A 26,214-nucleotide genomic window follows, 5' to 3' on the forward strand; every position below is an offset into this window, starting at 1 on the left:
CCGTTGCGAAGTCGACGTGCTCACAGGTCCACCTCCCGGCGGCGCAGCAGGGCGGTCACGGACAGCGCGATCACGATCGAGACGACGAGCAGGAGCATCGCGACGGCCGAGGCGTAGCCGTAGCGGTCGTCCGTGAAGGCGAGCTGGATGATGTAAAGGGCGGTGGACTGGGTGGAGTTGGCCGGGCCGCCGGAGGTGAGCACTGCGATGATGTCGTAGAGCTTCAGCATCGTGATCAGCGAGATGGTGACGCTGATGGTGGTGCCCGGGGCCAGCATGGGGAACGTGATCCGGCGGAACCGCTGCCGGCGACCGGCTCCGTCGACCATCGCGGCCTGGTACAGCTCCACGGGGATCGACTGAAGAGCCGCCAGGTGGACGACGGTGGTGAACCCCGTCAGCACCCAGGCCGCGACGATCCCCACGGACAGGACGGCCAGGTGCGGGCTGCCCAGCCAGGTGATCGGCTTGTCGATGATCCCCAGCGAGACGAGGACGTTGTCGAGGATGCCGTCCCTGGCCAGGATGTAGCGCCAGACGAAGCCGACGATGACACCGGACAGCACCTGCGGCAGAAACGCGACGGTACGCATCATCCGGAAGCTCAGCGATGTGCTGTTGAGCAGCATCGCGAACCCGATTCCGGCGGCGTTGGCGACGATCGTCACCGTGCCGGCCAGCAGCAGGGTGAAGCCGAGGCTGTCGGCGAGGGCGCTGTCGTGCGCCATCTCCCTGTAGTTGGAGAGGCCGACGAAGTCGGCGCGTGCCAGCAGCGGGTTCTCGTTGGTGAGGCTCTTCCAGGCGCTCATGATCACGGGAACGACGATGAACAGGACGTACAGGCCGAGCGCGACGAGCGCGATCGCGCTCAGGGCGGGGTCGCCACGGCGTGGGCGGACTCGGGTGATCATGGCTCTTCCCTCGGAGGAGATCTGCGGCGCCGGAGCCGATACGGCCGGGGCCGGGCCGGTGAGGTGGCTTACTTGGTCGCCGCGTCCCAGGCGGTGTCCAGCTCGGCCAGCTGTCCGTCGACGTCGTCGGACGAGAACAGCGCCTGACTGGCCGCGTAGAAGGCGTTGTTGAGCCCCGAGGGCATGGAGTCGTCGTTGGTCGCCCAGCCGAACGCCGAGACCTTCGTGTTCCGCTGGGTGACGTAGGAGTATGAGTCCTTGAAGACCTTGGTGACGTTGACGCCGTAGTCGTCCAGGGTCTTGCCCTTGAGCATCGGGAACGCGCCGTCGCCCTCGATCAGGGCCTTGTAGTTGGCCGGGTCGAGGGACCAGGCCTGGGCGAAGGCCGTCGCCTTGGCGGGGTCCTTCGTCTTGGCGCTGATCGCCATGGAGCCGCCCACCGAGAACGGCACCACGAGCGAACCGTCCTCGGTCGGGGTGAGGAAGGCACCGAAGTCGTCGGCGTGGTCCTTGGGCACCGCACCGAGGAACCAGCTGCCCATCATGTACATCGCGGCCTTGCCGGACGTGAAGTTCGTGATGGAGTCGGCGTACTTGACGCCCAGGGCACCGTCCTCGAAGTAGCCGTTCTTCACCATCGTCCGGTACTTGCCCACCGCCGCCTTGACGTTGGCGTCGGTGAACCTGACCTTGCCGGCGTAGCGTTCCTTCAGCCAGTTCGGGTTCTTGCCAAGGACGTCGGCGGACAAAATCCCGACCAGTGGCATCGACGCCGAGAACGGATCGCCGCCGCCCAGCTCTACCGGGGTGACACCGGCGGCCTTCAGCTTGGCGCAGGCGCCCATGAACTCGGACCACGTCTTCGGGGGCGCGGTGATGTGGGCCTTGGCGAACAGCTTCTTGTTGTAGAAGACCTCGGGGATGATCTGCGAGTTGGTCGGCGGGATGTAGACCTTGCCCTTGTACGCGTTGCCATCGGGCAGCAGGAAGTTGGCGTCCACCCACTTCTGGTCGTACGGCTTCAGCAGCCCGGCCGTCGCGAACGTCGACGGGGTGATCGACTGGAGCAGATCCGGGAACTGGCCGGAGGCCTGCAACTGCTTGGCGTACGCGTCCCGGTCCGTGCTCGGCGCGACGATCTTCTTCACCGTGACGCCCGGGACCTTCTTCTCGGCGCCCGCGATCGAGGTGTCCCAGAACGTCGCGGTCAGGCTGGGGGTCTCGAAGGTGAGGTAGGTCAGGGTGCTGCCATCCTTCGTTCCCCCGGTCGACGCGGCGGAGCATCCGGTGAGGGCGAGTGCCGCGGCGAGGCAGACAACGGTCGGACGTTTGCGCCTCATGGAAGTCTCCTGACGGGACGATGCGGCCCGAGGGATGGGGCGGACCGGGCGGGATCGACGCCGCGGCATCCTTCGAGATAACGTTATCGCGAGGATAGAAGCGCGTTGCGGGAATGTGTCAAGGGCCGGTCTGATATCGGTCCGATGTTTCGAGGAGGAGTTGCCGGATGACGCGAGCACGGCGTGACAGCGGGGGACGGCCCAGGCGCCCGACGATGGTCGACGTCGCGCGCGAGGCCGGGGTGGCTCTGCGCACCGTCTCCCGGGTGGTCAACAATGACCCCACGGTGGGGCCGGAGTACGTCGTCAAGGTCGAGGCCGCGATCACCGCGCTGAACTACCGTCCGGACGACCGCGCCCGCCAGCTGCGCACCGGAGTCACCGGAACGATCGGCGCCGCCGTCCGCCGGATCGCCGAGGTCAACCCCGAACTGGCCGCCATCGAACGGACGGCCCGGGACGCGGGCCTGACCCTCTTCGCCGCCTCCACGGACTTCGACGAGACCAGGGAACGCGACGTCCTGATCTCCATGTGCCGGCAGCGCCTCGACGGCATCATCGTCGAACCGTTCGGCGAGAACCACGCATACCTCCAGCCCGAACTGGACGCGGGCGTGCCGCTGGTGGCCATGGACCGCCCGATGAGCGGGGTCTCCGTGGACTGCGTCATGTCCGACAACGCCTCCGGCATCGGCATGGCCTTCCACCACCTCCACCAGCACGGCCACCGCCGCATCGCCTACATCGGCGACAGCGAACGAGTCTTCTCCGGCCGGGAGCGCGCCGTGGCCTTCCGCGCGGCCCTGCGTGCCCACGGCGAGGCGGTCGAAGGCCTGGTGCACCCCGGCGAGATCACCCCGGAACGTGTGGCCGCCGCCCTGGACAGCGCACTGCACGGCCCGGACCCGGCCACCGCCCTGGTCACCGGCAACATGGACACCACACTCGCGGTCCTGCGGCACCTCGGCCCCAAGGCGGCCTCCCGCCTGGCCCTCGTCGGTTTCGACGAAGTCCCTCTCGCCGACCTCCTGCAACCCGCCCTCACCGTCATCGCCCAGCAGACCGCGGAGATCGGCCGGACCGCGGTCGAACTGCTCCGGGCCCGCATCGCCGACCCCGGCCGCCCGGTGCAGTCCGTGATCGTCCCGGTCACCCTGAAGGTCCGCGGCTCCGGGGAGGTGCACGCCTGACGTCCGGGGTGACGGCGCCGTCCGGGCCTCTTGGCGCGTACGGAGAGGCGTCGGGGGCACCGGATTGCACGCGCGATAACGTTATTCGATATGGGCTGGTGGCGGCCGCGACGGGTCGATGGACGGCCTTCTGGGCCCGTCGGCCGGGGCACCCGTTTTCGGTCACGATTCGATGACGAAGGTCCCTGAGGTGTGCGCTGGGCGGATGCCTGTGGCGTGGGGGTGGTGAGACGGCCGTGAGGCTCGCCCCTGTGGTCCAGGCCGTCGGACCGATCGTCCAGGACGAACGAAGGATCGACTATGCAGCACCGCAGATGGGGATTTGCCGCCGGCGGCGTCGTAGGCGTGAGTCTTTGCGCCGTGTTGGCCACGACGGCGCTCGCCTCGTCCGATCACGGAACCAGGCCTCGGGCCGTCAAGCAGTCGCAGACGAGCGCCGCGAAGCCGGAGGCGTCCTCGGGCCACAAGCCCGTGGCGGGGAACACCAGGCATTCTCAGACCACCGCCACCCAGAAGACCGCGAAGACGAAGGCGTCCTCCGGCGACGGGACCAAGCCCCGGATGTCCGAGGAGAACCGGCTGCTGCGGGAGATACAGAGGGAGATCAAGGTGTCGACCGACGGTCCGACCGCAGCCCAGGTGGCCAAGGCCGACAAGCTGGTCGGGCAGTTGAAGGCGGAAGGCAGGGCCACCGCCGCGCAGTTGGCCTGGCTGGCGCTGACTCCCGCTCAGAAGCGCGTGGAGGCGGCCCCGGTGGGCACCGACTGAGTGGAACGCACAAGCGACGGTGACCGAGGGCGGCAGGCCGACCTGACAGGCTTCGAGGACTTCTACCAGTCGGCGTACGCGCGGCTGGTCGGACAGTTGTTCTCGGTCACCGGCAGTCTCGAACAGGCAGAGGACGTCGTACAGGAAGCCTTCATCCGGGCCCTGGACCGCTGGCCCCGGATCCAGGCCTACGACGTGCCGGAACTGTGGGTACGCCGGGTGGCGATCAACCTGGCGGTCAGCGAGCTCCGGAGGCTGCGCCGACGTGCCGCGGCTCTGCTGCGCCTGGGCGCCCAGCGCCCACAGCCCCAGCTCACGCCGCAGACGGCGGACGTCGCCGAAATGCTGCGCCGGGTGCCGATGAACCAGCGCCCTGTGCTGTTGCTGCACGATGTGCTGGACCTGCCGATCGAACAGGTCGCCGAGCAGTTGGGCCTGCCGGTGAGCACCGTGCGCGGCAGACTCGCCCGAGCCCGCGCGAACCTGGCCCGCCACCTCACCGCCGATCCGGAAGGAGCCCTGTCCCGCCATGGCCGAACCTGAGCGCAGGCTTCGCGAACTCGTCGAAGAGGGCACCCGGGCCTCGCGGCAGCCGCCGGTCGCGGACCTCCGGCGCCGGGCCCGGCGCCGCCGCACCCTCCGCGACGCCGCGACCGTGGCGGCCGCGGCCATGGCCGTGACCGCCACGGTGGTGGCGATCCTTCCCCTGGCCGGCTCCGAGCGTTCCGGAACCGGCTCGCCCGGACCGACGGCCCCCAGCACAGTCGCGCCCAGCGTTACCGAGCCCACCAAGTCTCTTGCCGCTTGGCCGTCCGAGACCGTGCCCGGCGGCACGATCACGCTCACCGGCACCGGCTGCGCTCCGGGGAAGACGGTGTCGTTCGGAATCCGCTGGGACCGTGGTGCGAAGCTGAGCCTCTCGACGGAGGAGCAGAAGACGCAGGCACAACCCCGAACAACCGCCACGGCCGCCGCGTCGTACAAGCTGGCCTCGGCCAACGCGCTCGCGACCGGGTCCTTCGAGGCCACGGTGACGATCCCGGCCACTCCCGCCGTCAGCAAACCCACGCTGTGGGCGCGATGCCAGAGCCCGACCCAGGCCCCTGCCCACCAGCTCACCCAGTACGTCTCGATCGTCGTCCACAGCGCCTAGCCGGGCCGCGTCGGGGCACTAGGGGCTGTCTGACAATTCCCGTCGTCGCCCGGAGGGCGGCCTCGCGGCGTCAGGTGCGTGCTCTCGGCGCGCCGGGCGTAGGCCCTCGTACTGGACGTACTTGGGTCTGCGACCGGTGCGGTGAGAGTGCGTGCATGGCGTCGCGAGGCAGACGGGAATTGTCAGACAGGCCCTAGACAACCCGAGGTGCGCACCGAATCTTGAGACATGCTTTACGCGAAAGAGGCAACTACGGGCCATGCCATCACTGTCTGACAGTGAGTCGGGGTCGGAGTCGGGTCCGTAAGGGCCGAAGAACGAGAGAGTGGGGCAGACCGTGAGGCGGCGCAAGGGCGGCATAGGTATGGCACTCGTCACGGGCATGATCGTGGTGGGTGCGAGTGCCTGCGGCGGGGGCGGCAGCGACAAGGCGAGCGGTGACGACGCGAAGCCGTCGGGGAAGCCGAGTGCGAGTGCCTCGCCCACACCGACGAAGCCCGCGGGCCCGCCGATGCTGCTGGACACGATCACCCCGCAGACGGGAACCACGGTCGGTGTGGCCATGCCGATCTCGGTGATCTTCACGAACCCGGTGGCGGCCAAGGCACGGGCCACGGTGGAGAAGCACATGAAGGTGAGTGCCTCACAGCCGGTGGCCGGCGCCTGGCACTGGATGGGCGACCGGCGCGCCGACTGGCGGCCGAAGACGTACTGGCCGTCCGGTACGACGGTGAAGATCGACGCCGACATGAAGGGCGTCAGCAACGGCAACGGACGCTACGGCGTGCACGGTTACACGCACACCTTCAAGATCGGCGACGACGTACGCGCGGACGTCTCGGTGACCAACCACACCATGAAGGTGACCCGGAACGGCCAGACGGTACGCACCCTGTCGATCAACGCGGGCAGCGCCGAGTATCCGACGTGGAACGGCACGATGGCCGTCATCGACAAGCAGGAGAAGGTCCACATGACCTCCTGCAGCGTCGGCATCAGCTGCGACAAGGGCAGCCCCAACTACTACGACCTGACACTTCCCTGGGACGTCCACCTGACTCAGTCCGGCACGTACGTGCACTACTCGACCGGCGACCCGAACCCGGGCAGCGGCAGCGCCCGCGGCTCGCACGGCTGCGTCCACCTGTCCATGTCGGACGCCAAGTGGTTCTACGGCCAGGTCAAACAGGGCGACCCCGTGACCATCACCGGCTCGCCCCGCGCCAAGGCACCGGCCGACAACGGCTACGCCGACTTCAACCTGGGTTGGGACCAGTGGCTCGCGGGCAGCGCCTCGGGGGAGCAGACGACGGCGACGCTCTGACGCACTGAAACCCCAAGAACGAAAACAGGCGCGTTTTGAACTGATGGTTCACCGAAAAACGACCCAGAGTTCATCACTGACCTAGAGGTTCATGGGCATGACCTCAAGACCTCGCTTGCGCAAGCGCACCCGGATCGGCATAGCGATCGCTGTCACCGTCGCCGTGGCGGGCACCGGCACCGTCGTGGCCCAGGCCCACGGCTGGCTGTCCGCCCCGACGCACGACTTCGACGCGGCCGCCGACTCCTTCTCCGGCCACGACAAGGTGACGGGCGACGTGCTGCGCAACGACTCCGGCGCGACCGCGGTCGTGCGGCACACCGACCCGTCCCACGGCACGGCGACGGTCAACGCGGACGGCACGTTCACGTACACACCGAGCTCCGGCTTCAAGGGCACGGACACCTTCACGTACACGGCGACCGACGCCGTACAGCTGTTCAAGGACACCCGGCGGAACGGCGACCCGCTGCCCTCGCTCGCGACGGTCGCCGGCCCGGGCGGTACCACCACCCAGATCTCCGGTGAGGGCTACGGCTCCGCGCTCGCCCCGGTGCCGGGCAAGTCGGGCCGCTTCTACGGCCTCACCGACCGCGGCCCCAACGCCGACGCCCCCGACGGCAACAAGTCCGAGATGCTCACCGACTTCATCCCGCAGATCGGTGAGTTCAAGCTCGTCAAGGGCAGGGCCGAGCTGGTCAAGAAGATCACCCTGAAGGGGCCGAAGAGCCTCGGCGGCGTGCAGTACAGCGGCCGTCCGCCGCACGACACGAGCGAGGTGATCGACGACGTCGCCGCGACGAACGCCAACGGCGGCACCCCGACGCCCGTCGAACGGGATCCCTACGGTTACGACTCCGAGGGCCTGGTGGCGCTGCCCGACGGCACGTTCTGGGTCTCGGACGAGTACGGCCCGTACCTCACGCACTTCGACCGGAACGGCTACGAGCTGGGTCGGCTGACCCCGTACAAGGACAGCCAGGACAACGCGTACCACAAGATCCTCGGCTACCTGCCGGCCGAACTGGCCAACCGCTCGAAGAACAAGGGCATGGAGGGCCTGACGGTCACGCCGGACGGCTCGACCCTGGTGGGTGTCATGCAGGCCGCGCTGCAGCAGCCGGACCTCGGCAGCACCAAGGCGTCCAACCTGTCGCCCACCCGCATCGTCACGATCGACCTGCGCACGTGGAAGACCAAGCAGTACCTGTACCTGCTGGACGACCCGGCCACCACGGGTGACGCCAACAGCGAGATCACGGCGCTGTCGGACACGAAGTTCGTCATCGACGAACGGGACGGCAACGTCGAGCCGTTCGCCCAGAAGTCCCTTTACGAGGTCGACATCAACGGCGCGACCGACGTCAGCGGGCTGACGATCGGGGGCAAGTCGCCCGAGGCGTTCGTCGGCAAGGTCGGCACCAACGCCGCGCTCACCGCACTCACCGGTGCCGGCGTTCAGGTCGCGCAGAAGCAGCCGTACCTCAACGTCGGAACGCTGGTGAGCCAGCTCGACCCCACCGGGAAGTTCTTCGCGCACGACAAGGTCGAGGGCGTCGCCACCACGGACGCCGGCAAGACGCTGTACCTGTCCAACGACGACGACTTCGGCATCGACACCATCGCCGTCGACCCCGACGGGAAGTGGACCGTCCACCAGAAGGTGCTGCCGCCGACGGGTCAGACCGACAACGGTGAGATCCTGAAGGTCGACACCACCAAGCTGCCGGCCGTCCTCAAGACCGTCACGGTGACGATCCGCGTGAAGTGACGCATCCAGTACCCCGCCCCGGGCCCGTCCACTCCGGTGGACGGGCCCGGGGCGGCAACGGGCGGACCGGACCGAAGGATCGCGTCGCGGGTGGCGGGCGGTCGCCCACCTCGAAATCCACCGCGGTAGCCGCGTGGACCTCGCCGTAGTCCGGGTGGTCCCAACGACACGGGAGCCTCGTGCGCCGCGAGCCTCGATCCCGCCTGCTCTGGTGTTGGCGTGTGGCATGCTCCAGGAGTGGACACACTGGGGTGGATTTTGGTCGGACTGGTCGTCTTCCCAATACCTTTTATCTTTTGGTTCGGCTTGGTCCCGTTGTGGGTCGAGCGACGGCTGAGACACGTGGGTAAGGAAGTCATCGGCCGCTGTAGAAACGTTTCGGTCTCCGAGGGCAGCTACTCGACCAGCTTTGAATTCGTGACGGATTCAGGCCGGCAGGTGATGTACATATCGCCGCTCCGCAGAAGGATTCTGGGCACGCCCGGCGAGGAAACCCTTCTCGTGTATGACCCTGCCTCGCCGTGGCGACGGGTTCGCACTCGGGAGGAACTCGATTCGCGTTCTGAAGCGTGGCATCCTCTGTGGTGGCTGCTGGGCGTGGAAGCGATGATCGTGCCGCTTCTTCTGCTGTATGTGTTGACGTACGTGAAGTGATCGATTCGGTTCAACCGTCGAATTCGAGCGGTAGTGCCTGTGGACCTGGCCATGTCCATCGAAGGTGGGGCGGGTTTGCAGCCCCGCCGTCCTCGTTGAGCTATTTCAGCGTGGACATCGGGTGGGTGACGCAGACGGGATGCGAAACGCACGAGGCTCCCGTGCCAAAGCCGTCCTCACCCTGGAGAGGCAACGCTGAAAGAGCTCACTGTGCCGTGCCCCGCGGGCCAACTCCTCGACCATGCCGAAATGCCCATAGCCGGCATTGCTGACCGCGACGTCCAGTGAACCGAAATGCGAGCGGGCACGCCGCACTGCCGCGTACACCGCCGCACGGTCGGTGACATCGAGCCGGAGCGGCAAATGATGGGTGCTCCTTATGCGCGGATCGCCTACGCCGCCCGCGAATGGCCCACTCGCCTCGGTCTGGTCGCCGCCGGTCTCGGCATCGCCGTACTGCCCGAACTCGCCGCCGCGGCGGTCCCCACCGGCGTCCGCACCGTCCACGTCGACGACCCCGCCTGGCTCGGCCGGGCCACGGTCGCCGTCACAACCCGCGACCGCTCTCCCGGGGTGACGGCCACTGTGGAAGCGCTCCGCCACGAGGCCGCACGGCTCCGCGCGGCTTGACCCTCGGCTCTCGGCCTGTCCGCCTCGCCGCTCACACCCGCCAGTGATAGCCCAGGGAAGAATTCACGGCGACGGCGTAGGTGAGATACATGAGCCAGCCGCCGGTCAGGATATGGAACAACCCCAGTCCGCGTCCGCCCATTTTGACGCCGATGACGGAGAAGAAGTGACAGAAGTAGATCACGAAAAGCCCCAGGAAGAGGAGGCCCACCGGCCAGTCCCCGACCTTGAAGAACACTGTGGCGCCCATCGCGGAGATCACCATGTAGGCGACGCACATACCCGCGTTGGTACGCGCCTCATTGCCGCGATAACGGTTCCAGCCCATCGCGAACCAATGGATTCCGTATGCCGAGAAGGCCAGCGCGGCCGTGTACAGCGGCGGTGACTTGGTGAAGACCTCGAACCAGCTGAGTCCGACGAAGAGGATGATTCCTGCGACGAACTGACAAAAGCCCGGCAGCCATATTCCCCAGACACCGAGAGCACGATCCGTCTCATCGCTCTGCTGCGGATATCCGAACAGTTCGTGCGGCCCGTAGACGAGGTATCCGGTACCGAGACCGAAGAATCCGAGAGCCAGGGGCGGATAGGCCTATGGATCGAATATCACGTCCATGTTCTCCTCCTTCGAAGGACGGAGGGCTGGCTCCTGCGCGTCTTCGCCCTTGCCGTCCCTAGGGCGTGCTGCGCGTCAGACGCGCCCGCATATTTTTTCACGCGATAACTCCGCCCGTCGAAAGAGCGAATACGCTGAACCGAGGGATCCGAGCGGCTGCCGGACCGGCTCGGGAACTGGGCGGACGGTAGGTCAGGACCAGTTCCACACCTGGTTGCTGCTGCCCGCACAACCGAAGCCCTGGACCTCCTGGCCGTCCTGTCCGGAGGTGGAGGCCTCCGCGTCCAGGCAGAATCCGTCCGGGACGCTGACCAGCGTCCCGCCGCCCCCGAGACGCCACGTCTGGGCCCCCAGCCCGTCGCAGCTCCGCGCCCGGACCTTCTGGCCGTTCTGGCCGGTCGTACCGGCGTCGGCGTCCAGGCAGAGATGCGTTCCCTGATTGACCACGCGGTACTGGGCGTTCTGGTCGGCCAGTCGATACAGCGCCCACTTCTGGCCGGCCGTGTCCTTGCAACCCCAGACCTGGACGTTCGCGCCGCGGGTGTCGAGACATCGGGCGACCGAGGCGGCGTTGACGCTCTCGGTCACGGTGACCGAGCCGTGCCGGACCGGCCCACGGGGCAGGTCGTACAGAAACTTCTTGGTCTGCGCGTCGGCCTTTCCGTCGACGGTGAGCCCCGCCTCCGTCTGGAAGGCCCTGACCGCGGCGAGGGTCCCACCGCCGAACCTGCCGTCGGCCGTCACGTACAGGCCGTGACCGGCGAGGAGGAGCTGCAGGGACTTGACGCAGTCGCCGGCGGCCCCCGGGGCGATCTCGGCGGGGCAGGTGGCGGAGCGGAGATCCGGTGTCCCCGAGCCCTGTGCGTCGGAGTCCACCGTGGCCGCCGTGGTCGGCGCCTGTTTCACCGCCTGGCCGGTCTTCGACGCGGTGGGCGCGGACGTGTTGTGCGAACTGCTGGGTGTCGAGGCCGGGGTGTACGTCACGGTCACCGACGTCTCGGGCCCGGAACCCGCCGACGCCGGGGCATGGTCGTCGCCCTGCCGTAACAGCGCCACGGAGACGGCCGCGGCGACCACGACACCGGCTGTGGCGGCGGCGCCCACCATCAGCCTTCTCCGCCCTTGCGAGGGAGTACCGGCCGCGACGGAGCCGACCGGCGGGTGCACGGGCGGCGGGGCGGCAGGGGCGGCAGGGGCGGCAGGTCGCCGGTCACCGAGGGGCGTACTGTTCGCTCTCCTCGGCGCGGACCGGGGTGGCCGCCCGGCCGGGGCGGGCAGCTGGTGCCCGATGGCGGTCCGGAACACCGTCTCCGGCGACGGACGTCCCTCGGGATCCTTGTCCAGACAGGTGCGGATGAACACGCCCAGTTCCGCATCGACCGCCGTCACCTTGTCGAGGACCTCCTCCCGCGGCGGATCGAAGGCCACCCGGTGCAGGACGTCGACCCCCGTGCCCTCCCCGAACGGCGCCTGTCCCGTGACGGCGTAGGCGAGGGCCGAGGCCAGCGCGAAGACGTCGGAGGCGGCGGTCACCTCTTTACCCCTGACCTGCTCGGGGGACATGTAGGCAGGGGTCCCCACGTTCTGGCCCGTGGCGGTGATCGAGGTGCCGTCGGTGGCCTGGACGACACCGAAGTCGATGACGCGGGCACCGTCGGCTGCCAGGATCACATTGGACGGCTTGAGGTCACGGTGGACGATTCCCGCGCGCCAGATGGCCTCGACCGCACGTCCCAGGTCGGCCAGCAGCCGCCACGCGGCCGTCGCCCCGATCGGCCCGCGGTCCTCGACGAGCTCGGCGAGCGTGGGTCCGGGGACGTACTCGGTGGCGACCCACACCAGGTCCTCGTCGCAGCCGCTGTTCAGCAGCCGGACGATATGTGCCCCCTGGACCCGGTCGAGCGCGCCGACCTCGCGCTCGAATCGCTTCCGGAACTGGGGATCCTCCGCGTACTCGGGCCGGACCACCTTCACGGCGGCCAGGCCGGTCCCCCCGACGGTGTCCCGGCCCAGATAGACCCGCCCCATCCCGCCACTGCCGAGGACCGACATGAGCGCGTACGGTCCGACCCGTGCCGGGTCGTTCTTCCGGAGCGGGGTCGGAGGCGGGGGTTTCATACCGGCCGTTGCGTAGGCGAGCGCGTTGGACCGGCTGAGATGGGGGTCGGACATGGGAATCCCGGTCTCTCGCGTGACATGTGGGACGTGTGTGACTGGGGTCGGTCAGCGCGAGAGTATCGCAACATCCTTGGCACAATTGCGAGTTGGCGTTCGCTTCAATCGAACACCGCGTAGCCCGGCAAGGCCGTCGTGACGGGCCGGACATCGCGGGAGAGGCGCTCGACGGCGCCCCCGCGCGACCGTGGACTTTGAAGTCGGCGGCTCCAGGGCCGTGGCCCGGCACGGCACGTGCTGACGAACCGTGCGGGGATACCGGCGGAGGCTGCCGCCGCGGACTCCGCCGCGGACTCCGCAGCGGACGGAGCTGCGCCGAGACGCCGCCGTCGTCATGGTGAAGAGACGAACACCGACGCCTTGCGCCCACCAATGGTGCACCCGACCGGCGTCCGTGTGACCTGGCCGGGTGGATTGCGTGACGGCTCGCGGATATGCCTGGCCGTTTCGGCTGATTGGCACTCGTGAGATGGCACCAACGGGGGACACGGTGGCGTCGCCGGGCGTTTCGGCGAGTGGGGCCTCAGGCGCTTACTAGCATGCGCGAGATCCGTCCTCGCGTGATTCCGGACTGCCTAGAGGTAGGGGCCGTGGAGGTTTCGAATGACATGGGCGTGAGTCCTCCGGCCGCCGCGGGCGACCAGCGTGTCCGCGTACGGTGACCAGCTTCGACGAAGCTTCCGTGTCTGTTCTGCCTGATTCCCCACGGCGGTGAGCACGTGACTGACGCGCGAGTCGTCCGCCGCTGTCCGAGCCGGAAAGAGAATTCATGCTGTTGTCCGCGCTGCTGGCAGCCGCCGACCCGCCACAGCTTCTCCCCGCACGTGAGCAGATGGCGTTCACTCTGGGCTTCCACGTCGTTCTGGTGCCGTTCGGCGTCGCATTCACCTTCATGATGCTGGTCTGCCACTACCGGGCGCTGCGCCGTGACGATCACGAGGCGCTGCTTCTCGCGCAACGCTGGTCGAAGGTGGCTGCCGTGCTGTTCGCGGTCGGGGCGGTGTCGGGTACGGTGCTCTCCTTCGAGTTGGGGCTGTTGTGGCCCGGGCTCATGGGCCGGTACGGGGCGGCGTTCGGGTTCCCGTTCGCCTACGAGGGGCTTTTCTTCTTCCTGGAAGCCGTGTTCGTGGCCATTTACATCTACGGCTGGAAGAGGCTTCCAGCGTGGCCGCACTTCTTCACCGGCGTGGCGGTGACCCTGGCGAGTGTCGGCGGAACAGCCTCCGTCATCGCGGCGAACAGCTGGATGAACCAGCCGGCGGGCATCGTCGTCAGCCACGGGCGTGTCGTGCAGGTGTTCCCGTCCAAGGTGTTCTTCAACGGCGCCTTCTGGTGGGAGATGGTGCACATGCTCCTGGCGGCCTACATCGTCGCCGGATTCTTGGTCGCGGGGGTGTACGCGTGGGGCCTGCTCAAAGGCCGCCGGGACCGCTACCACCAACTCGGGTTCCTCGTGCCGTTCACGGTCGGGTCGATCGCCATGCCCTTGCAGTTCCTGGTCGGCGACACGATCGCCCGCCAGGTCTTCAACAGGGAGCCCGCCAAGTTCGCCATCATCGAAATGGTCCCCGAGACCGGTGACCACATCCCCGAGACGCTCGGCGGCATCTTCGTCGACGGCAAGGTCCGTTACGGCATCCCCCTTCCGGACGTGGCGTCGATCCTCGCGGGCTTCAGGCCGTCCACCACGATCAAGGGCCTCGGCGCCATCCCTCCGGCCGTGCGCCCCGACGACGAGGTGGTGAGCGTCGTGCACCTCGCGTTCGACGTCATGGTCGGAACCGCCTCGCTGCTGTTGCTGATGGCGCTGTGGTTCGGCTGGCTGTGGTGGCGGCGTCGCGAGGTCCCGGTGAACCGCTGGTTCCTGCGCGGTGCGTCGGTGTGCGGACTGCTCGCGCTCCTGTCGTTGTGGAGCGGCTGGGTGGTGACGGAGGTCGGCCGGCAGCCGTGGACAGTCGTGGGGCTCCTGCTGACCAGGGACGCGGTCACCACGGTGGGCAATCTGTGGCCGCTGTTCGCCACGGTCCTCGCGATCTACCTCTGTGTCGGGACGGGCGCGGTGCTCGTCCTGCGGGCGATGCATCGTCGCTGGTTGCGTGAGGGTACCGAGGCCGTCGCGGTCCCCTACGGTCCGGAGCCGGTGCCGGCGGCGAGCGAGCGCGGGTTCGGAGCTGATGACGTATGAGCACGCTGACCGCCGTGGTGCTGTTCGTCGGCGTGATCGCCTACGCCCTTTTCGGGGGAGCCGACTTCGGGGCCGGATTCTGGGATCTGACAGCCGGGGGCCGTCGCCGCGGCCGCCCCATGAGGGAGTTGATCAACCTTTCCATCAGCCCGGTGTGGGAGGCCAACCACACATGGCTGGTCTTCATCCTGGTGATGATCTGGACGGGATTTCCGCAGGCGTACACGGCCATCACCACCACGCTCTACATTCCCCTCGGGTTGGCAGCGCTGGGTATCGTGGTGCGGGGCGCCGGTTTCGCCTTCCGCCATGCGCTGGCGGGCGGCCGGGGCGAGGCCGTTGCCGGTGTCGTCTTCGCCTCTTCGTCGGTGGTCACACCCTTCTTCTTCGGCGCCGTCGCCGGCGCGATCGCCTCCGGCCGTGTCCCCGCGGCGGGCCACGGAGCCCCGCTGTCCAGCTGGCTCAATCCCACCTCCGTTCTCGGCGGCGTACTCGCCGTCACCGTCTGTGCCTACCTTGCCGCCGTGTTCCTCACCGGACAGGCCCGGCGCCGGGCGCAGTCCTCTCTGGAAACGGCGTTCCGAACCCGCGCCATCGGGGCCGGCGTCGTCGCGGGACTGGTGGCGCTGGCCGGCGTGTTCATCCTGCGTACGGACGCTCCGCGGCTGTTCCACCAGCTGAGCCGGGTCGGCGCGCCGCTGCTGGTCGTCTCCGCCGTGTGCGGTCTGGCCGCGCTGCTTCTGCTGCGCAGGGGCAGCTCGCCCGTCGTCCGTACCCTTGCGGCCATCGCGATCGCCGCGGTCGTGGCGGGCTGGGGGGTCGCGCAGTATCCCTACCTCCTGGGCACGCACCTGACCATCCATCAGGCGGCGTCCCCGTCGGCCACCCTGTGGCAGTTGTTCGCGGTCTCCTGCGTGGCGGCGGTCCTGGTCGCGCCGTCGCTCCTGCTGCTCTACATCCTGCAACTGCGGCGCAAACTCGGCTGACAGAGAGGCACAGTCGTGACGACCACCCACCGCCCGGGTCCCCGGGCCGCTGCCTGCGCGGCCCTTGTCGTGCTGAGCGCCGTGGGCTGCGCGGGCAGTGGCGGCAGCGGTGCCCAGACGCTCCGGCGGACGGCGCCGGCGAGTGCCTCCCCGTCCGCGACCGTGCATCCCTTTCCACGGGTGCCGACTGTCGCCGAGTGCCGCAAGGTGCTCGGTTCGCCCTGCTACACGCCCGATCTGGTCCGTACGGCCTACGGCATCGACAAGCTCAACTCCTCGGGGCTGAGCGGCAAGGGCCGTACGGTCGTGGTCTATGAACAGGTGGTTCCGGACACGCTCGGGAAGGATCTGGAGACCTTCAGCCGGGCGATGAAGCTGCCGGCTCCCGACCTGACGGTCGACCGCTACGACCCGGCCGGGCACATCGCCCCGTTCGACCCCAAGAACTCCCAGATGGCCGACGTCGCCATGGAGGCCACCCTGGACGTGCAGATGGTCCACATGGTCGCCCCCGACGCGAAGATCGTCGTCACCCAGATCGGGCTGCCCGCCGCTGTCTACCGTCCCGGTCCTCCCGCCGCTCCCACCGCGCAGACAACCGGGCAGGCCGCCGAGGGCGCCTTGTTGGGCGCCGAACTGATCCTCGACGGCATCGCCGACAGCGTGACGCGGCATCATCCGGACGCGATCTCGATCAGTTTCGGTGTGGAGGAGTATTCGGCAGCCGGAAACAGCGGCCTGCCCGCCCGGGATCTCACGCGGTTCAGCGGTCTGCTGGCCCGGGTCGTGGCCGACGGCGTCACGCTGGTCGCCAGCGCGGGTGACTCCGGTGCCGCCCCGCCTGTCGGTCCGCACGGCGAACGGGTCAGGTCGGTGTCCTGGCCCGCGTCCGACCCCAGCGTCATCTCCCTCGGTGCGTCCCGGCTCCACCTCGACGACCGGGGCCGGCGGACCGGCCCGGACACCGTCTGGAACGACCGTTTCGGCGCGACCGGCGGCGGCCCCTCCCAGACCTTCCCCCGTCCCGCCTACCAGGACGGAGTCGGGGACCGGGTCGGTACCCGGCGCGGCACACCCGATATCTGCATGGACGGTTCGGCCTCCGGTGGCACCCTGGTCTACCAGGGTTTCCTGCCGGCGGGCGCCGGTTGGCTGCCGGCCGGCGGCACCAGTGAGGCGGCTCCCATGTTCGCGGCGATGATCGCGCTCGCCGACCAGAGGGCGGGAGCCCGGCTCGGCGCCCTGCACGGCCCGATGTACCGGCTGGAGTCCGTTCCCGGCGGCGGCATCGTCGACATCACCATCGGCAACAACGGCCCGGACGGGTACCAGGCGGTCAAGGGCTACGACATGGCTTCGGGACTCGGCACGGTCGACGGATCGGCCTTCGTACCGCAACTCGTCTCAGCGGCCGCCGGCTGAACCGCGCAGCCCACGACGGCGGCAGGCGGAAGCCGCTTCCACCGCGCCGCGTGCCCCGTTCACCGCCGTGACGCCGGCCTGCACCGCTCCACCGTGCGTCGTGCAGCGACTTATCGGCCGGCTGGTGGGCCGCCGCCCGCTGACCGACGCATCGTCCGGGCCGGGTCACTCACCAAACCCCCGAGCCGCGCAGGCGGAGGCCCATGAGGTCGCTGTCGTGCCGCTCATCGAAGCCTCGCAACCAGAGTCGACAAGGCATTTCCCGGCCCCCTGCCGGCACGCCTGACCGGTGGTCCCGGTCGGCGCGACCCGAAGGACCGCCAGGAACAACACCGTCGCCGACCTGATGCGCCGGAACCTCCTCGACGTCTTCAACGAGCCGGATTTCGAGCGCCGCAGCGCGGCCATCGCCCAGACCTACGCCGAGACGTCGTCTGGCACGAACCCGACCGCGTCGTCCGAGGCCGCGAGGCCCTCGCCGAGCGCGCCGCAGAGCTTCGTGCGCAGACCCCGGACTGGGTCTTCCGTCCCGACGGCCCCATCTCCGTCAACGACGACCTCGGTCACCTCGGCTTCCAGTACGGTCCGGCCGGCCAACCGCCGGTCGCGACCGGAATGGACATCGCCCACTGCAAGGACGGCGTCATCATCGAGCTCTACACCATCGTCAGCGAAGTCCGCCAACCCTCCTGAAGCGGCGCGGATCTTTCCCTCGCCTCATTCCGGCTCGGCCGCGTGTCGGTCAGCCGGTGACGGGGGTACGGAGTCAGAGGGTTGTCAGCCAGGCCGTCGTGTCATGGGGGCGGCGGAAGCGGCGCAGACGGCTGCTCAGAGTTTGGGCGAGGGTGGATTTGCCCGGGCCGGTGACGCCCACCACCAGGATCCGTTCCACGCGTGGACCTTATCCCGGCACCTTGTGAGGAGCGTTCCCTGCCGTGGATCGTGCGGGCCTGCCGCGGGGTGCGCGGCTGCGAGCTGCTCGCCCACCGCTTTGACGCGCACGTCGGCGTGCGTGGCAGGGCCGCGGACGCATGGTCCATCAGCGGGTGCCGCCCGGGCCGCCGCTTCCGCAGCCGAGCCCCAGGCAGATCCCGCCGCGACCGCCCGTGCCGCCGCGGCCGCCGTCGCCAGTGCCCGCCGCGGCTCCGCCCGTACCGCCGGTGCCGCCGTTGGCGCTGCCGGAGCAGATCCCGGCGCAGATCCCGCCCGTGCCGCCGGTGCCGCCCTGGCGACCCGGCGCGCCGGTCGTACCGGTGCCGCCGTTGGCGCTCCCGTTGCACAGTCCGGCGCAGATCCCGCCCTGGCCGCCATTGCTCCCGTTGACGGTTGCGTTGCAGTTGCCCGCGCACACCCGGTCGCCGATCCGCACACTGCCGTTGCTCCCCTTGATGTCGCCGAACCGTCCGCTGCCGAACAGGCTGCCGCCGCCCGGCCGGGCGCTGTCAGCGGGAAGATGCCGGGCGGCCGCCATGGCCGTATGGCTCTGCGGCGCCGGTGCCGCCATCGCGGCCGGCGCGCCGACGCCGGCCGCGACGGCGGCGGTCAGGGCGGTCGAGACCGTGAGACCGAGACGCACCTTCCAAGAACGCGTACGCATGGCATTCCTCTTTCCAGAGAGTTGTTTCCCGTACCGCGGTGTCCGCTGTCACGAATAAACCCGGCCATGGGTCTCGTCGTCACGGCCCGGGAATTCGGGGCTTGACAGGAACGCCCCGGCCCACACCGGGCCGAGGCGTCGGGGAAGGTCCTTCAGGAGCCGAAGAGGGAATTGAGTGCCGCCAGTGCGGCCCAGTCCCCGTCGCGGAACTGCTTGTCCCAGCTGCCGAACTCCTTCTCGGAAATCTTGTACTTCTTGATGACGTCGGCCTTCTTCGCCTGCCCGGATTCCACGGTCAGCATGATCCGTATCTTGTCCGTGCCGGTGAGGTGAGACTTGGGCTTGTCGGGCAGGTCACCGAACGTGAAGCAGCCGATCCGGCCGGGCTTGCCGGGCTCTCCCGGCTGACCGGGCGCACCGCCCTTGCCGCCTTCCCCGCCCTTCCCGCCTTCACCACCCTGGCCGCAGTGGTACGGGTCGGCCGGGGCCGTGTGGCTGGTGCCTGTGGTGGCACCCGGCGCCGCCTGGGCGGCACACGCGGTGCCGGTGGCCAGGGCCACCGAGGCCACCGCCAGGACGAGCGGACGCTGCCAGCGAGTTGTGGACATGAGGGCTCTCCGTTTCCTTGATCAGGACTGTGGTTCTGCGGGTGCTGCGCCGGTCGCCCGGCTGCGCACACCGGTCAATGGGGTGCGGGCGTGGGGGCCGGGGGACGGAGGCCGCGCGGGCCTCCGTCCCCGACCCGGGAGAGGCGGTCAGAAGATGCTGCCGCCGCCGGCGCCACCGCCGCCGCCCAGGCCGCCGAAGAGGACGCCGAGCCCGCCCGCGCCGCCCTTGCCGCCGCTGCCGCCCTGGAAGACGCCGAAGCCTCCGTTGCCGCCCTTGCCTCCGTTGCCGCCCTTGAGGATGCCGTCGCCGCCGGTGCCGCCGGAGCCGGCGCTGCCGCCGAACAGGCCGGTGCCTCCGCCCCCGCCGGTGCCTCCGTTGCCGCCGACGACACCGTCACCGCCGCCACCGCCGCCGCCACCACCGCCACCGGACAGGACGCCGTCGCCGCCCTTGCCGCCCTTGCCTCCGTCGCCGCCGATGCCCAGGACACTGCCGCCGCCGGAGCCGCCGGAGCCCCCGCCGCCGCCGATGAAGCCGCCGCCTCCGGCACCTCCGTCACCGCCGGCGCCGCCGCCGTGGACGAAGCTCACGACCTGCGAGGCAGGCATCGGAGCGGCCGTCGCGGCGGACGCGGGAAGGACGATGCCCCCGGTGATGACCGCAGCCGAGGCGGCGAGTGCCGCGAGGCGGAAACCTCGGCGCTTGGAACGGACGTCGCTGGGGGTGTGAAAGTTACGGGTCATGGGTTCTCTCCTATCGATACTGGGGGCCTTTTCTGGCTGCCCCGGAAATCCCGGACGATGACTGGCGGACCGCTTTCCCCGGACAGTCATACCGGGGACAATTCGCGGTTTCGGTGAAAGAGGAGAACCTCTGTGAGGATTTCCGTCCTGCCGACCTGCCTCGTTTGTTTCCGGATTCCCTCTCCGGCGAGGCCCGCACTTCAAGTAGGCCCTGCGGACACCGCGCGGTCACGTTCCGAGGGGTCGTGGCTTGACCCGGAGGGATAAATCGGCTAGTGCGCGTAAAGGGGTGCCGTGCGATGGTCCTGGGACACCGCGCCGAGCACGCGCGCGAGCGCTGCGCCGATGCTCCGACCGGGACGGTCCCCCGGGGCGGCGGTGGGAACGGTCGGGCGGGTGGTGACGTCCGTTGCGACGTGTGTGAGTGGTCACGGCGGCCACCTCGAAGCCGTCCGCGTCGGCCACAGCCGCGCCGCGGACGGGGCTGCTTACCGACGCGCCCTGGGAAAAGTTGTGGCCCGCTGTCGATCCGGCCACGTTCCGATCGACGTCATGATGTGCGGCGTCCCGCCGCACGATGACGCGACAGGACCAGGCGAGGAAACACGTGGATCAACTGCTGAGAGTCATGAACTTCAACGTCTCGGGTGACGGGATCGGTGCGGGTGAGAACCAGAGTCTCGAGCGGCCGTTCGGCCTCGATCATGCCGGGTCGCTGTTCGCCTGGGCCGGAGCCACCGCGAGCTGGCCCATGCGTACGGATCCCGGGGGGAGCCGGGGCCTGGACGACTACTTCACGCGAGACTTCGCACGCAACATCGGTGCCGAGATCATGGGGCGCAACAAGTTCGGGCCCCAGCGTGGGCCCTGGCAGGACCATGAGTGGTGCGGCTGGTGGGAGAAGGAACCCCCGTTCCGTACGCCGGTGTTCGTCATGACCCACCACGAGCGTCCGTCGTTCACGCTCTCCGACACCACGTTCCACTTCGTGGACGGCGACCCGGCCGAGGTCCTCGCTCGGGCGCGCGAAGCGGCACAGGGCATGGACGTCCGACTCGGCGGTGGGGTCACCACCATCCGGCAGTTCCTTGAGGCTGACCTCGTCGACACCATGCATGTGGCGGTCTCGCCGATGGAACTCGGGTCCGGACTACGGCTATGGGAGTCACCCGACGAACTGCTCGACCGGTTCCACCTGGAGGTCGTGCCCAGCCCGAGCGGCGTGCGGCACCACCTGTTCTGGCGGAGGTGACGCGAGGGCCCACACGGGTTGTGGCTGCGTCCGCGAGGGGGGCGTCCGTCCCGTCGGATGCCCTTCCGTCACGGATGCGGGCGCGTTCCCTGCGCCGGACGGCGAGTACTTCGCGGTGGTCGGTGGGTGAGTGGGCGGGGGGCCGTCCCCGCCGGCTCAGTCACCACACAGTGCCGACCCGGGCACTGCACGTCTGTCTGCGACGGCGCGACGCCCGCGCCCGACACAGCGACGTCCTGGCCGCCGAACGCAAGGAACGGGCCCGCATCCGAAGTGAGAAGGGCAACCACTGGGGAGGACGCCCGCTCCACAGCCTCCGCCTGACCCAATCCGGCGAACCTGCGCGGTCACCAGCACACTAGTGAGCCCAGGGCGGTGTCATGGTGCTGCCGTCAGCCAGTTTGGCGGTGAGCCCGACCCGTGTGGTGACCCACATGTGGGCGGCCTGGTCGCTGGTGTTGGCGACCGCCAGTTCCGAGCCCGCAGGTGCCACCGCCGCGTCACCTGCGCGGAGTTCGGCGCTCTCGCCGTCGATGGTGAGTCGGAGGCGACCGGAGAGGACGTAGAACGTCTCCTCGTCGCTGATCGTGTGAGCTGGCCCCACCATGCCGGTCGGGATCTCGACGCGCCAGGCGGCGAGGTCCCGGCTGCCGGTGTCCGGGCGGACGTAGGAAACGAAACGGCCACCGTGAACCTCATGTACGACGGCCTCGTCGCTGCGGATGAACATGTCAGCCCCCATCTAGACAACCAGCTTGTCTAGATAGACAAGCTGGTTGACGAGTTATAGTCAAGCCCATGGACGACGCCCTGGCCTTCTCCGCACTCGTGCTGGCACTTTCCGGACACCTGGTGCAGGAAATCCACACCGGCGTGTCCCAACAGGGATTCGAGGACCTACGACCTGCACACGGCTTCGCCTTCGTCCGCATCTCGATGGGCGGCGCCACCGCGGCCGACCTGGCCGAGCACCTGGGGGTGACCAAGCAGGCCGCCGCCCAGTTGGTCGAGGAGCTGGTCCGAAAGGGATACGTGGAGCGGCATCCACACCCGCGCGATGCCCGCGCCCGCCTCCTGGCACTGACCGAGACCGGGTGGGCCGCCACGCGCGCGGCTGACCAGGCGGCCCGGGCCGCCGTCACACCGTGGCGAGAAGCACTGGGTGAGGAGCGCTTCAGCGAACTCGTCGCCGACCTGACACAACTCACGCCGCCGGGGCCGATCCGCCCTGCCTGGTGAGCCGATGGCCCACCGACCTGGAGACAGTCGGCCGTGAGCGGACCGTCTGCCGGCGCGAGGCACCCTCAGTCAGACAGGCTGAATGCCCGCCTCGTACGGAGCGTGCTCGCGCGCAGGGACATCGAGGCCCAGCGCCGTCATGCCCTCGCCGGCGATGAGTGCCTCAGCGGACGCGAGGATGGCGGATCCATGCCCGAGACGTCTGAATGGCCTGAAGGTGGCCGCGAGGGTGCGGGCGCCGTAGACCGGCCGCACGGTCGCGCCGGGCGGCGGGACATCGACGTCGTACGGTCACGAGGAACTCGCGCTGCCCGAAGCCTGGTTGGGATCCGGGCCGACCCATGTGTTCCCCGCCGCCTCGCCGGCTTCGTTCTCCGCCGTCAGGAGATGATGACCGGCCGTGTCGAGCCCATCCGGCAGGAACCTGGCCGTGCCGTGCTGGAGGAGCCAGTCCGGCAAAGCCTGGTTGATGCGGCATTGGCCTGACGGTTTACGTGAATGCCGTCGGCTCCGGTATCGACGGACGTAGGAACGCGAAAACGCTCCATCTGGAGGGCAGAAGGCTGCAATGGGGATGACGGACAGGCGCAGCGGGGCCAGGCCGTACGGCCCAGCCACGCTTCATCACCTCTTCGACCACTGCAGCCGTTCCTACGTCATGGCCCAGTTGTCCCCGATCTCGTAACCGGCTTCACGCAATCAGGTGTAGAGGAGTTCGTCCTGCCACTGGTCCTGCGGCTGCTGATGCAGGTTCAGGTAGGCTGCGGCCAGATTCTCGGGAGAAAAACGAGGGTTGTCACCACCGATGGCGCCACCGATCGTCACGGTGGTCACGTGCACGCCGGAGCCTTGCTGCTGCTTGTGGAGAGACTGGACGTATGCCCGCAGCGACGCCTTGCTCACCGACAGAGACGTGAATGCGGGCGACGGGTCCAGAGCCAAACCACCACCGGTGAACAGCAGGCTCCCTCGGCCCTCACGCAGGAGCGGGAGGACCGTCCGGGCCGCGACGACGGCTCCGGTGACGTTGACCGCGAGGATGTGTGCAAACTCCCGTGCGTCCAGCTCGGTTGGCGTGTCAGGGCTCATCATAGCCGCGTTGTACACGAGCACTTCCGGCGCCCCGAGCTCGTCTGCGGCACGCGTGAGCGCAGCCTCCAAGCCTTCGGGATCGGCCGCATCAACCGAGTAGGCGCGCGCTGTGCGGCCCTCAGCGGTCAGCTCAGACGCGTACTTGTCCAGGCGCGCCGCGTCGCGCCCGAACAGCCCCACAGAGTGGCCGTCCCTGGCGAAGGCCTCAGCAAGGGCCAGGCCGAGGCCGGGGCCGACTCCGATGACAAGCGCGGATCCCTTGGACATGATCTCTACTCCTTCTACCGAATGTTGATATGGGGCTCGACAGTGCGTCGACCGATGTCCCCACCAGGGCGGGCGAGCCTGGCGGAGTCTGGTCCGACGTAGCAGCCAACAGCCCGGGGGATGAGCTTGTTCCGCTTTTACGGCCGGCGTTGGTGCGGTGGTCAGGCCGGAAGGACGGTTCCGAAGCCGACGGCGGTGACCTAGGCCGGCCCGCGGGCGGAGCCGTCGGCACTACCGGCCAGTCCGAGGCGTCGGCCGCCGCGTCCGGGCCCGGCTCGGCCGCCTGCGAAGCCGCCGAAGAGGGCGGCGTCGCAAGCGCCTCCGGTTCCCGCGCCTCCGGTTCCCGCGCTTCCGGTTCCCGCGCCTCCGCTTCCCGCGCCCCGGCCACGGCCTCGCCCTGCTCGGCCAGCGCCCACGACACCTCCTTTCGGCCGGCCCGGGCGCAGCCCGAGCACTGGTGGCAGACGGCCACACGCTCCGACGCCTCGCGCAGCCGCTCCGACGAGGCATCCAGATCTTCCCGGGCCCGTCGCTCGCGATGTCGCAGCAACGCGATCACCGACGGTATGAACCGCACCTCCACGACCTGCTTCACTGCCGGACGGCTGCCCAGCAGACCCCGCCCGCCGCCACGACGCCGAGAAAACCCCCAGCTCATCGAGGTACCGATTGGTTCACGACCATGCTCTGAAGACATTCGGATCCCCGTCCCGACCGGTCGTCCGACCCACGGCCGACACCGCATCCCGCTACCACCTGCTACTCGGCCTCCGGCGAGCGGGAGGCCGATGGCGGCATGGCACGGCTGGCGAGCGCGAGGACAGCCATGATGGCGATTTGAGCGGCACCGGCGGCGGCGAAGGCTTGAGAGATGCCGTGGTTCTCAAGGCCGAGGTAGAGCGTGCCGATCGTGGCGACGCCGAGGGCAAGACCGCTTTGCTGGATGGTGACGAGCACCCCTCCACCGACACCGGCGTGATGGAGCGGAACGTCGGACAGTACGAGGCGGAACAGCGATCCGAACACGAGGGCTTGGCCGGACCCGACCACGGCCAGAGCAGGGGCCAGGGAGAGCAGGCTGACGTGTGGCCACATGTCGGTCACGACGACGACCAGGCCGATCAGCCCGATCCCGTTCACTGTTGCTCCGAGAGCGACCGTCATACGGCCACCGAACCGTCTGACGGCCTTGGGACTGAGGAGCGAGCCGACGAAGAAGGCGACGGCCATGGGCACGATGGCGAGGCCACTTCGAAGCGGGTCGGCGTGCAGCCCGTTTTGCACCGTGAGCGCGAACACGAACATGAGCGCGCCGTAGCCGAGCATGAACAGGAGCTGTAGGAGCAGTCCTCGGCGCATCGACCGGGTTCTCAGGAGGGACGGGGGCAGCAACGGGACTCCACCGCTGCTCTCGAAGCGACGCTCGAAAACGAGGGTGATGAACGCGAGGACGGGTGCGCAGGCGAGGAGAATCCAGGTCCACGCCGGCCACCCGATGGTTTGGCCTTCGGCGAGGGGCACGAGCAGAGCGACGAGCGTGGCAGCGAAGAGCAGAGTTCCGCGGGTGTCGATGGTCGCGGGGCGCTTGGAGCGTGTCGGAGGCACGAATCGTGGGACGGCGATGAGCGTGGCGAGACCGATGGGGACGTTGACCCAGAAGATCGGTCGCCATGTGGTGCCGGCGATGTCGATGGTGACCAGGAGTCCGCCGGCGATCTGGCCGACAGCGATGGCCAGCCCGGCGGCTGCACCATAGAGGCTCTGCGCGCGGTGCAGTTCGGCCCCTTGGAGTGTGGCATGGAAGGTGGCCAGGACCTGGGGGACGATGAGTGCCGCGGAGGCGCCTTGCAGGAGACGCGCGCCGAGCAGGAACCACACGTCCGGGGCCATCCCGCAGGCCAGTGAGGCGGTCGTAAAGCCGGCGAGGCCGATCGCGAAGACGCGGCGTCGGCCGAGCATGTCGCCGAGGCGGCCGCCGACGACGAGCAGCGCTGCGTAGACAGTGCCGTAGCCGGCCACGATCAGCTCGAGGGCTCCGGAGGATGCGTGGAGCGACTGGTCGATCGTGGGGAGGGCGACGTTGACGATGAAGTAGTCAGCCTGGGGCATGAACACGCCGATGAGCAGAACCATGATCCCGGCAGGACCCAGGTCGCGGGTGCCGTGGTCGCTGGTCAGGCGGCTCTTCAGACGGAGGTTCCTGGTGGCCTGGGGGTCGGTGCGGCGGTGGACGACGGTGCGCATGGCGTCGACGGTAGGCAGGGCCGAACCTAGCAGCCAGCAACCA

General features: G+C 69.0%; 26 protein-coding genes and 1 pseudogene. 15 read left to right on the plus strand and 12 right to left on the minus strand.

Translation table 11 applies throughout. From position 1 onward, the window contains the following. Positions 1–20: 20 nt before the first annotated feature. Entirely contained in the window at positions 21–911 is an 891-nt protein-coding gene (locus ACZ5K7_RS33855) for a carbohydrate ABC transporter permease (RefSeq protein ID WP_468919443.1), read from the minus strand. A gap of 68 nt (positions 912–979) precedes the next feature. Then, positions 980–2,251 carry an ABC transporter substrate-binding protein gene (locus tag ACZ5K7_RS33860; RefSeq protein ID WP_468919445.1) on the minus strand — a complete coding sequence of 424 codons (1,272 nt, stop codon included), beginning with the start codon at positions 2,249–2,251 and terminating at the stop codon, positions 980–982. A gap of 167 nt (positions 2,252–2,418) precedes the next feature. On the opposite strand from ACZ5K7_RS33860, the gene ACZ5K7_RS33865 reads away from it, so the two are divergent. From ACZ5K7_RS33865 to ACZ5K7_RS33895, 7 genes are all read left to right on the plus strand, one after another. Next, positions 2,419–3,441 carry a LacI family DNA-binding transcriptional regulator gene (locus tag ACZ5K7_RS33865; protein WP_468919448.1) on the plus strand — a complete coding sequence of 341 codons (1,023 nt, stop codon included), beginning with the start codon at positions 2,419–2,421 and terminating at the stop codon, positions 3,439–3,441. 360 nt (positions 3,442–3,801) lie between these two features. Next, entirely contained in the window at positions 3,802–4,209 is a 408-nt protein-coding gene (locus tag ACZ5K7_RS33870) for a hypothetical protein (RefSeq protein WP_468919451.1), read from the plus strand. Next, positions 4,210–4,752 carry a sigma-70 family RNA polymerase sigma factor gene (locus tag ACZ5K7_RS33875; RefSeq protein ID WP_351710814.1) on the plus strand — a complete coding sequence of 181 codons (543 nt, stop codon included), beginning with the start codon at positions 4,210–4,212 and terminating at the stop codon, positions 4,750–4,752. It begins immediately after the preceding gene. Further along, complete coding sequence (locus ACZ5K7_RS33880; RefSeq protein ID WP_468919454.1) at positions 4,739–5,362, plus strand: hypothetical protein; 624 nt, start codon at positions 4,739–4,741, stop codon at positions 5,360–5,362. Before ACZ5K7_RS33875 ends, ACZ5K7_RS33880 begins: the two co-directional genes overlap by 14 nt. A gap of 364 nt (positions 5,363–5,726) precedes the next feature. Further along, positions 5,727–6,686, plus strand: coding sequence for a L,D-transpeptidase (locus ACZ5K7_RS33885; protein ID WP_351710818.1), 960 nt, complete (start codon positions 5,727–5,729; stop codon positions 6,684–6,686). 97 nt (positions 6,687–6,783) lie between these two features. Further along, positions 6,784–8,457 carry an esterase-like activity of phytase family protein gene (locus ACZ5K7_RS33890; protein WP_468919457.1) on the plus strand — a complete coding sequence of 558 codons (1,674 nt, stop codon included), beginning with the start codon at positions 6,784–6,786 and terminating at the stop codon, positions 8,455–8,457. Between the two features lie 342 nt (positions 8,458–8,799). Then, on the plus strand, positions 8,800–9,111 hold the full coding sequence (locus tag ACZ5K7_RS33895; protein WP_468919460.1) for a hypothetical protein: 312 nt from the start codon (positions 8,800–8,802) through the stop codon (positions 9,109–9,111). Between the two features lie 105 nt (positions 9,112–9,216). Here ACZ5K7_RS33895 and ACZ5K7_RS33900 read toward each other — a convergent pair whose 3' ends face one another. Beyond that, positions 9,217–9,438: a hypothetical protein gene (locus ACZ5K7_RS33900; RefSeq protein WP_468919727.1), complete on the minus strand. Its 222-nt coding sequence runs from the start codon at positions 9,436–9,438 to the stop codon at positions 9,217–9,219. A gap of 36 nt (positions 9,439–9,474) precedes the next feature. Between ACZ5K7_RS33900 and ACZ5K7_RS33905 the strand changes: the two genes are divergently transcribed. Further along, positions 9,475–9,741, plus strand: coding sequence for a LysR substrate-binding domain-containing protein (locus tag ACZ5K7_RS33905; protein WP_468919462.1), 267 nt, complete (start codon positions 9,475–9,477; stop codon positions 9,739–9,741). A gap of 31 nt (positions 9,742–9,772) precedes the next feature. Here the strand turns inward: ACZ5K7_RS33905 and ACZ5K7_RS33910 are convergent, their stop codons facing one another. Continuing rightward, a complete protein-coding gene (locus ACZ5K7_RS33910) occupies positions 9,773–10,069 on the minus strand; it encodes a hypothetical protein (RefSeq protein ID WP_468919464.1) in 297 nt (98 codons plus the stop codon). A 483-nt stretch (positions 10,070–10,552) separates the two neighbouring features. Then, on the minus strand, positions 10,553–12,532 hold the full coding sequence (locus ACZ5K7_RS33915) for a protein kinase domain-containing protein (RefSeq protein ID WP_468919466.1): 1,980 nt from the start codon (positions 12,530–12,532) through the stop codon (positions 10,553–10,555). A 772-nt stretch (positions 12,533–13,304) separates the two neighbouring features. Here ACZ5K7_RS33915 and ACZ5K7_RS33920 point away from each other — a divergent pair. The 4 genes from ACZ5K7_RS33920 to ACZ5K7_RS33935 all read left to right on the plus strand — a co-directional run bounded on the left by ACZ5K7_RS33920 (position 13,305) and on the right by ACZ5K7_RS33935 (position 17,821). Then, positions 13,305–14,720 carry a cytochrome ubiquinol oxidase subunit I gene (locus tag ACZ5K7_RS33920; protein WP_351710828.1) on the plus strand — a complete coding sequence of 472 codons (1,416 nt, stop codon included), beginning with the start codon at positions 13,305–13,307 and terminating at the stop codon, positions 14,718–14,720. Continuing rightward, complete coding sequence (locus ACZ5K7_RS33925; protein WP_450973362.1) at positions 14,717–15,706, plus strand: cytochrome d ubiquinol oxidase subunit II; 990 nt, start codon at positions 14,717–14,719, stop codon at positions 15,704–15,706. Before ACZ5K7_RS33920 ends, ACZ5K7_RS33925 begins: the two co-directional genes overlap by 4 nt. 15 nt (positions 15,707–15,721) lie before the next feature. Next, positions 15,722–17,128, plus strand: coding sequence for a S53 family peptidase (locus ACZ5K7_RS33930; protein WP_468919469.1), 1,407 nt, complete (start codon positions 15,722–15,724; stop codon positions 17,126–17,128). Between the two features lie 282 nt (positions 17,129–17,410). Continuing rightward, positions 17,411–17,821 (plus strand): nuclear transport factor 2 family protein, encoded by a 411-nt coding sequence (locus ACZ5K7_RS33935; protein WP_468919730.1) that lies wholly within the window; start codon positions 17,411–17,413, stop codon positions 17,819–17,821. Positions 17,822–17,894: 73 nt separating this feature from the next. On the opposite strand, the gene ACZ5K7_RS33940 is transcribed toward ACZ5K7_RS33935, so the two are convergent. The 4 genes from ACZ5K7_RS33940 to ACZ5K7_RS33955 all read right to left on the minus strand — a co-directional run bounded on the left by ACZ5K7_RS33940 (position 17,895) and on the right by ACZ5K7_RS33955 (position 20,077). Beyond that, complete coding sequence (locus ACZ5K7_RS33940) at positions 17,895–18,020, minus strand: hypothetical protein (RefSeq protein WP_468919471.1); 126 nt, start codon at positions 18,018–18,020, stop codon at positions 17,895–17,897. 147 nt (positions 18,021–18,167) lie between these two features. Beyond that, positions 18,168–18,725, minus strand: a complete 558-nt coding sequence (locus ACZ5K7_RS33945; RefSeq protein ID WP_468919473.1) for a hypothetical protein — start codon at positions 18,723–18,725, stop codon at positions 18,168–18,170. A 152-nt stretch (positions 18,726–18,877) separates the two neighbouring features. After that, positions 18,878–19,333, minus strand: a complete 456-nt coding sequence (locus tag ACZ5K7_RS33950) for a DUF1153 domain-containing protein (protein ID WP_351710840.1) — start codon at positions 19,331–19,333, stop codon at positions 18,878–18,880. Between the two features lie 147 nt (positions 19,334–19,480). Continuing rightward, positions 19,481–20,077 (minus strand): hypothetical protein, encoded by a 597-nt coding sequence (locus ACZ5K7_RS33955; RefSeq protein WP_468919476.1) that lies wholly within the window; start codon positions 20,075–20,077, stop codon positions 19,481–19,483. Positions 20,078–20,684: 607 nt separating this feature from the next. On the opposite strand from ACZ5K7_RS33955, the gene ACZ5K7_RS33960 reads away from it, so the two are divergent. Beyond that, positions 20,685–21,329 (plus strand): dihydrofolate reductase family protein, encoded by a 645-nt coding sequence (locus ACZ5K7_RS33960; protein WP_468919479.1) that lies wholly within the window; start codon positions 20,685–20,687, stop codon positions 21,327–21,329. A 161-nt stretch (positions 21,330–21,490) separates the two neighbouring features. Then, a pseudogene (locus ACZ5K7_RS33965) lies at positions 21,491–21,691 on the plus strand (hypothetical protein); the annotation flags it as partial. On the opposite strand, the gene ACZ5K7_RS33970 reads toward ACZ5K7_RS33965, so the two are convergent. Further along, a complete protein-coding gene (locus ACZ5K7_RS33970) occupies positions 21,688–22,059 on the minus strand; it encodes a cupin domain-containing protein (protein WP_468919482.1) in 372 nt (123 codons plus the stop codon). The pseudogene ACZ5K7_RS33965 and the gene ACZ5K7_RS33970 overlap by 4 nt on opposite strands. A gap of 68 nt (positions 22,060–22,127) precedes the next feature. On the opposite strand from ACZ5K7_RS33970, the gene ACZ5K7_RS33975 reads away from it, so the two are divergent. Next, complete coding sequence (locus ACZ5K7_RS33975; RefSeq protein WP_351710854.1) at positions 22,128–22,568, plus strand: MarR family winged helix-turn-helix transcriptional regulator; 441 nt, start codon at positions 22,128–22,130, stop codon at positions 22,566–22,568. 699 nt (positions 22,569–23,267) lie between these two features. Here the strand turns inward: ACZ5K7_RS33975 and ACZ5K7_RS33980 are convergent. Both ACZ5K7_RS33980 and ACZ5K7_RS33985 read right to left on the minus strand, forming a co-directional pair. After that, positions 23,268–23,927 carry an SDR family NAD(P)-dependent oxidoreductase gene (locus ACZ5K7_RS33980; RefSeq protein ID WP_468919486.1) on the minus strand — a complete coding sequence of 220 codons (660 nt, stop codon included), beginning with the start codon at positions 23,925–23,927 and terminating at the stop codon, positions 23,268–23,270. A gap of 759 nt (positions 23,928–24,686) precedes the next feature. After that, the gene (locus ACZ5K7_RS33985) at positions 24,687–26,060 is read right to left on the minus strand and encodes an MFS transporter (RefSeq protein ID WP_351710858.1); all 1,374 of its coding nucleotides are present in this window, start codon (positions 26,058–26,060) and stop codon (positions 24,687–24,689) included. Between the last annotated feature and the right edge of the window lie 154 nt (positions 26,061–26,214).

The organism is Streptomyces sp. NPDC031497 (genome assembly GCF_055580905.1).

What these genes read in the sequence shown, in the direction of transcription:
- ACZ5K7_RS33855 (WP_468919443.1), bottom strand. Translation starts at nt 911, where the DNA reads ATGATCACCCGAGTCCGCCCACGCCGTGGCGACCCCGCCCTGAGCGCG.
- ACZ5K7_RS33860 (WP_468919445.1), bottom strand. Translation starts at nt 2,251, where the DNA reads ATGAGGCGCAAACGTCCGACCGTTGTCTGCCTCGCCGCGGCACTCGCC.
- ACZ5K7_RS33865 (WP_468919448.1), top strand. Translation starts at nt 2,419, where the DNA reads ATGACGCGAGCACGGCGTGACAGCGGGGGACGGCCCAGGCGCCCGACG.
- ACZ5K7_RS33880 (WP_468919454.1), top strand. Translation starts at nt 4,739, where the DNA reads ATGGCCGAACCTGAGCGCAGGCTTCGCGAACTCGTCGAAGAGGGCACC.
- ACZ5K7_RS33885 (WP_351710818.1), top strand. Translation starts at nt 5,727, where the DNA reads ATGGCACTCGTCACGGGCATGATCGTGGTGGGTGCGAGTGCCTGCGGC.
- ACZ5K7_RS33890 (WP_468919457.1), top strand. Translation starts at nt 6,784, where the DNA reads ATGACCTCAAGACCTCGCTTGCGCAAGCGCACCCGGATCGGCATAGCG.
- ACZ5K7_RS33905 (WP_468919462.1), top strand. Translation starts at nt 9,475, where the DNA reads ATGATGGGTGCTCCTTATGCGCGGATCGCCTACGCCGCCCGCGAATGG.
- ACZ5K7_RS33910 (WP_468919464.1), bottom strand. Translation starts at nt 10,069, where the DNA reads ATGGGCTGGAACCGTTATCGCGGCAATGAGGCGCGTACCAACGCGGGT.
- ACZ5K7_RS33915 (WP_468919466.1), bottom strand. Translation starts at nt 12,532, where the DNA reads ATGTCCGACCCCCATCTCAGCCGGTCCAACGCGCTCGCCTACGCAACG.
- ACZ5K7_RS33920 (WP_351710828.1), top strand. Translation starts at nt 13,305, where the DNA reads ATGCTGTTGTCCGCGCTGCTGGCAGCCGCCGACCCGCCACAGCTTCTC.
- ACZ5K7_RS33925 (WP_450973362.1), top strand. Translation starts at nt 14,717, where the DNA reads ATGAGCACGCTGACCGCCGTGGTGCTGTTCGTCGGCGTGATCGCCTAC.
- ACZ5K7_RS33945 (WP_468919473.1), bottom strand. Translation starts at nt 18,725, where the DNA reads ATGCGTACGCGTTCTTGGAAGGTGCGTCTCGGTCTCACGGTCTCGACC.
- ACZ5K7_RS33950 (WP_351710840.1), bottom strand. Translation starts at nt 19,333, where the DNA reads ATGTCCACAACTCGCTGGCAGCGTCCGCTCGTCCTGGCGGTGGCCTCG.
- ACZ5K7_RS33955 (WP_468919476.1), bottom strand. Translation starts at nt 20,077, where the DNA reads ATGACCCGTAACTTTCACACCCCCAGCGACGTCCGTTCCAAGCGCCGA.
- ACZ5K7_RS33970 (WP_468919482.1), bottom strand. Translation starts at nt 22,059, where the DNA reads ATGTTCATCCGCAGCGACGAGGCCGTCGTACATGAGGTTCACGGTGGC.
- ACZ5K7_RS33975 (WP_351710854.1), top strand. Translation starts at nt 22,128, where the DNA reads ATGGACGACGCCCTGGCCTTCTCCGCACTCGTGCTGGCACTTTCCGGA.
- ACZ5K7_RS33980 (WP_468919486.1), bottom strand. Translation starts at nt 23,927, where the DNA reads ATGTCCAAGGGATCCGCGCTTGTCATCGGAGTCGGCCCCGGCCTCGGC.
- ACZ5K7_RS33985 (WP_351710858.1), bottom strand. Translation starts at nt 26,060, where the DNA reads ATGGTTCTGCTCATCGGCGTGTTCATGCCCCAGGCTGACTACTTCATC.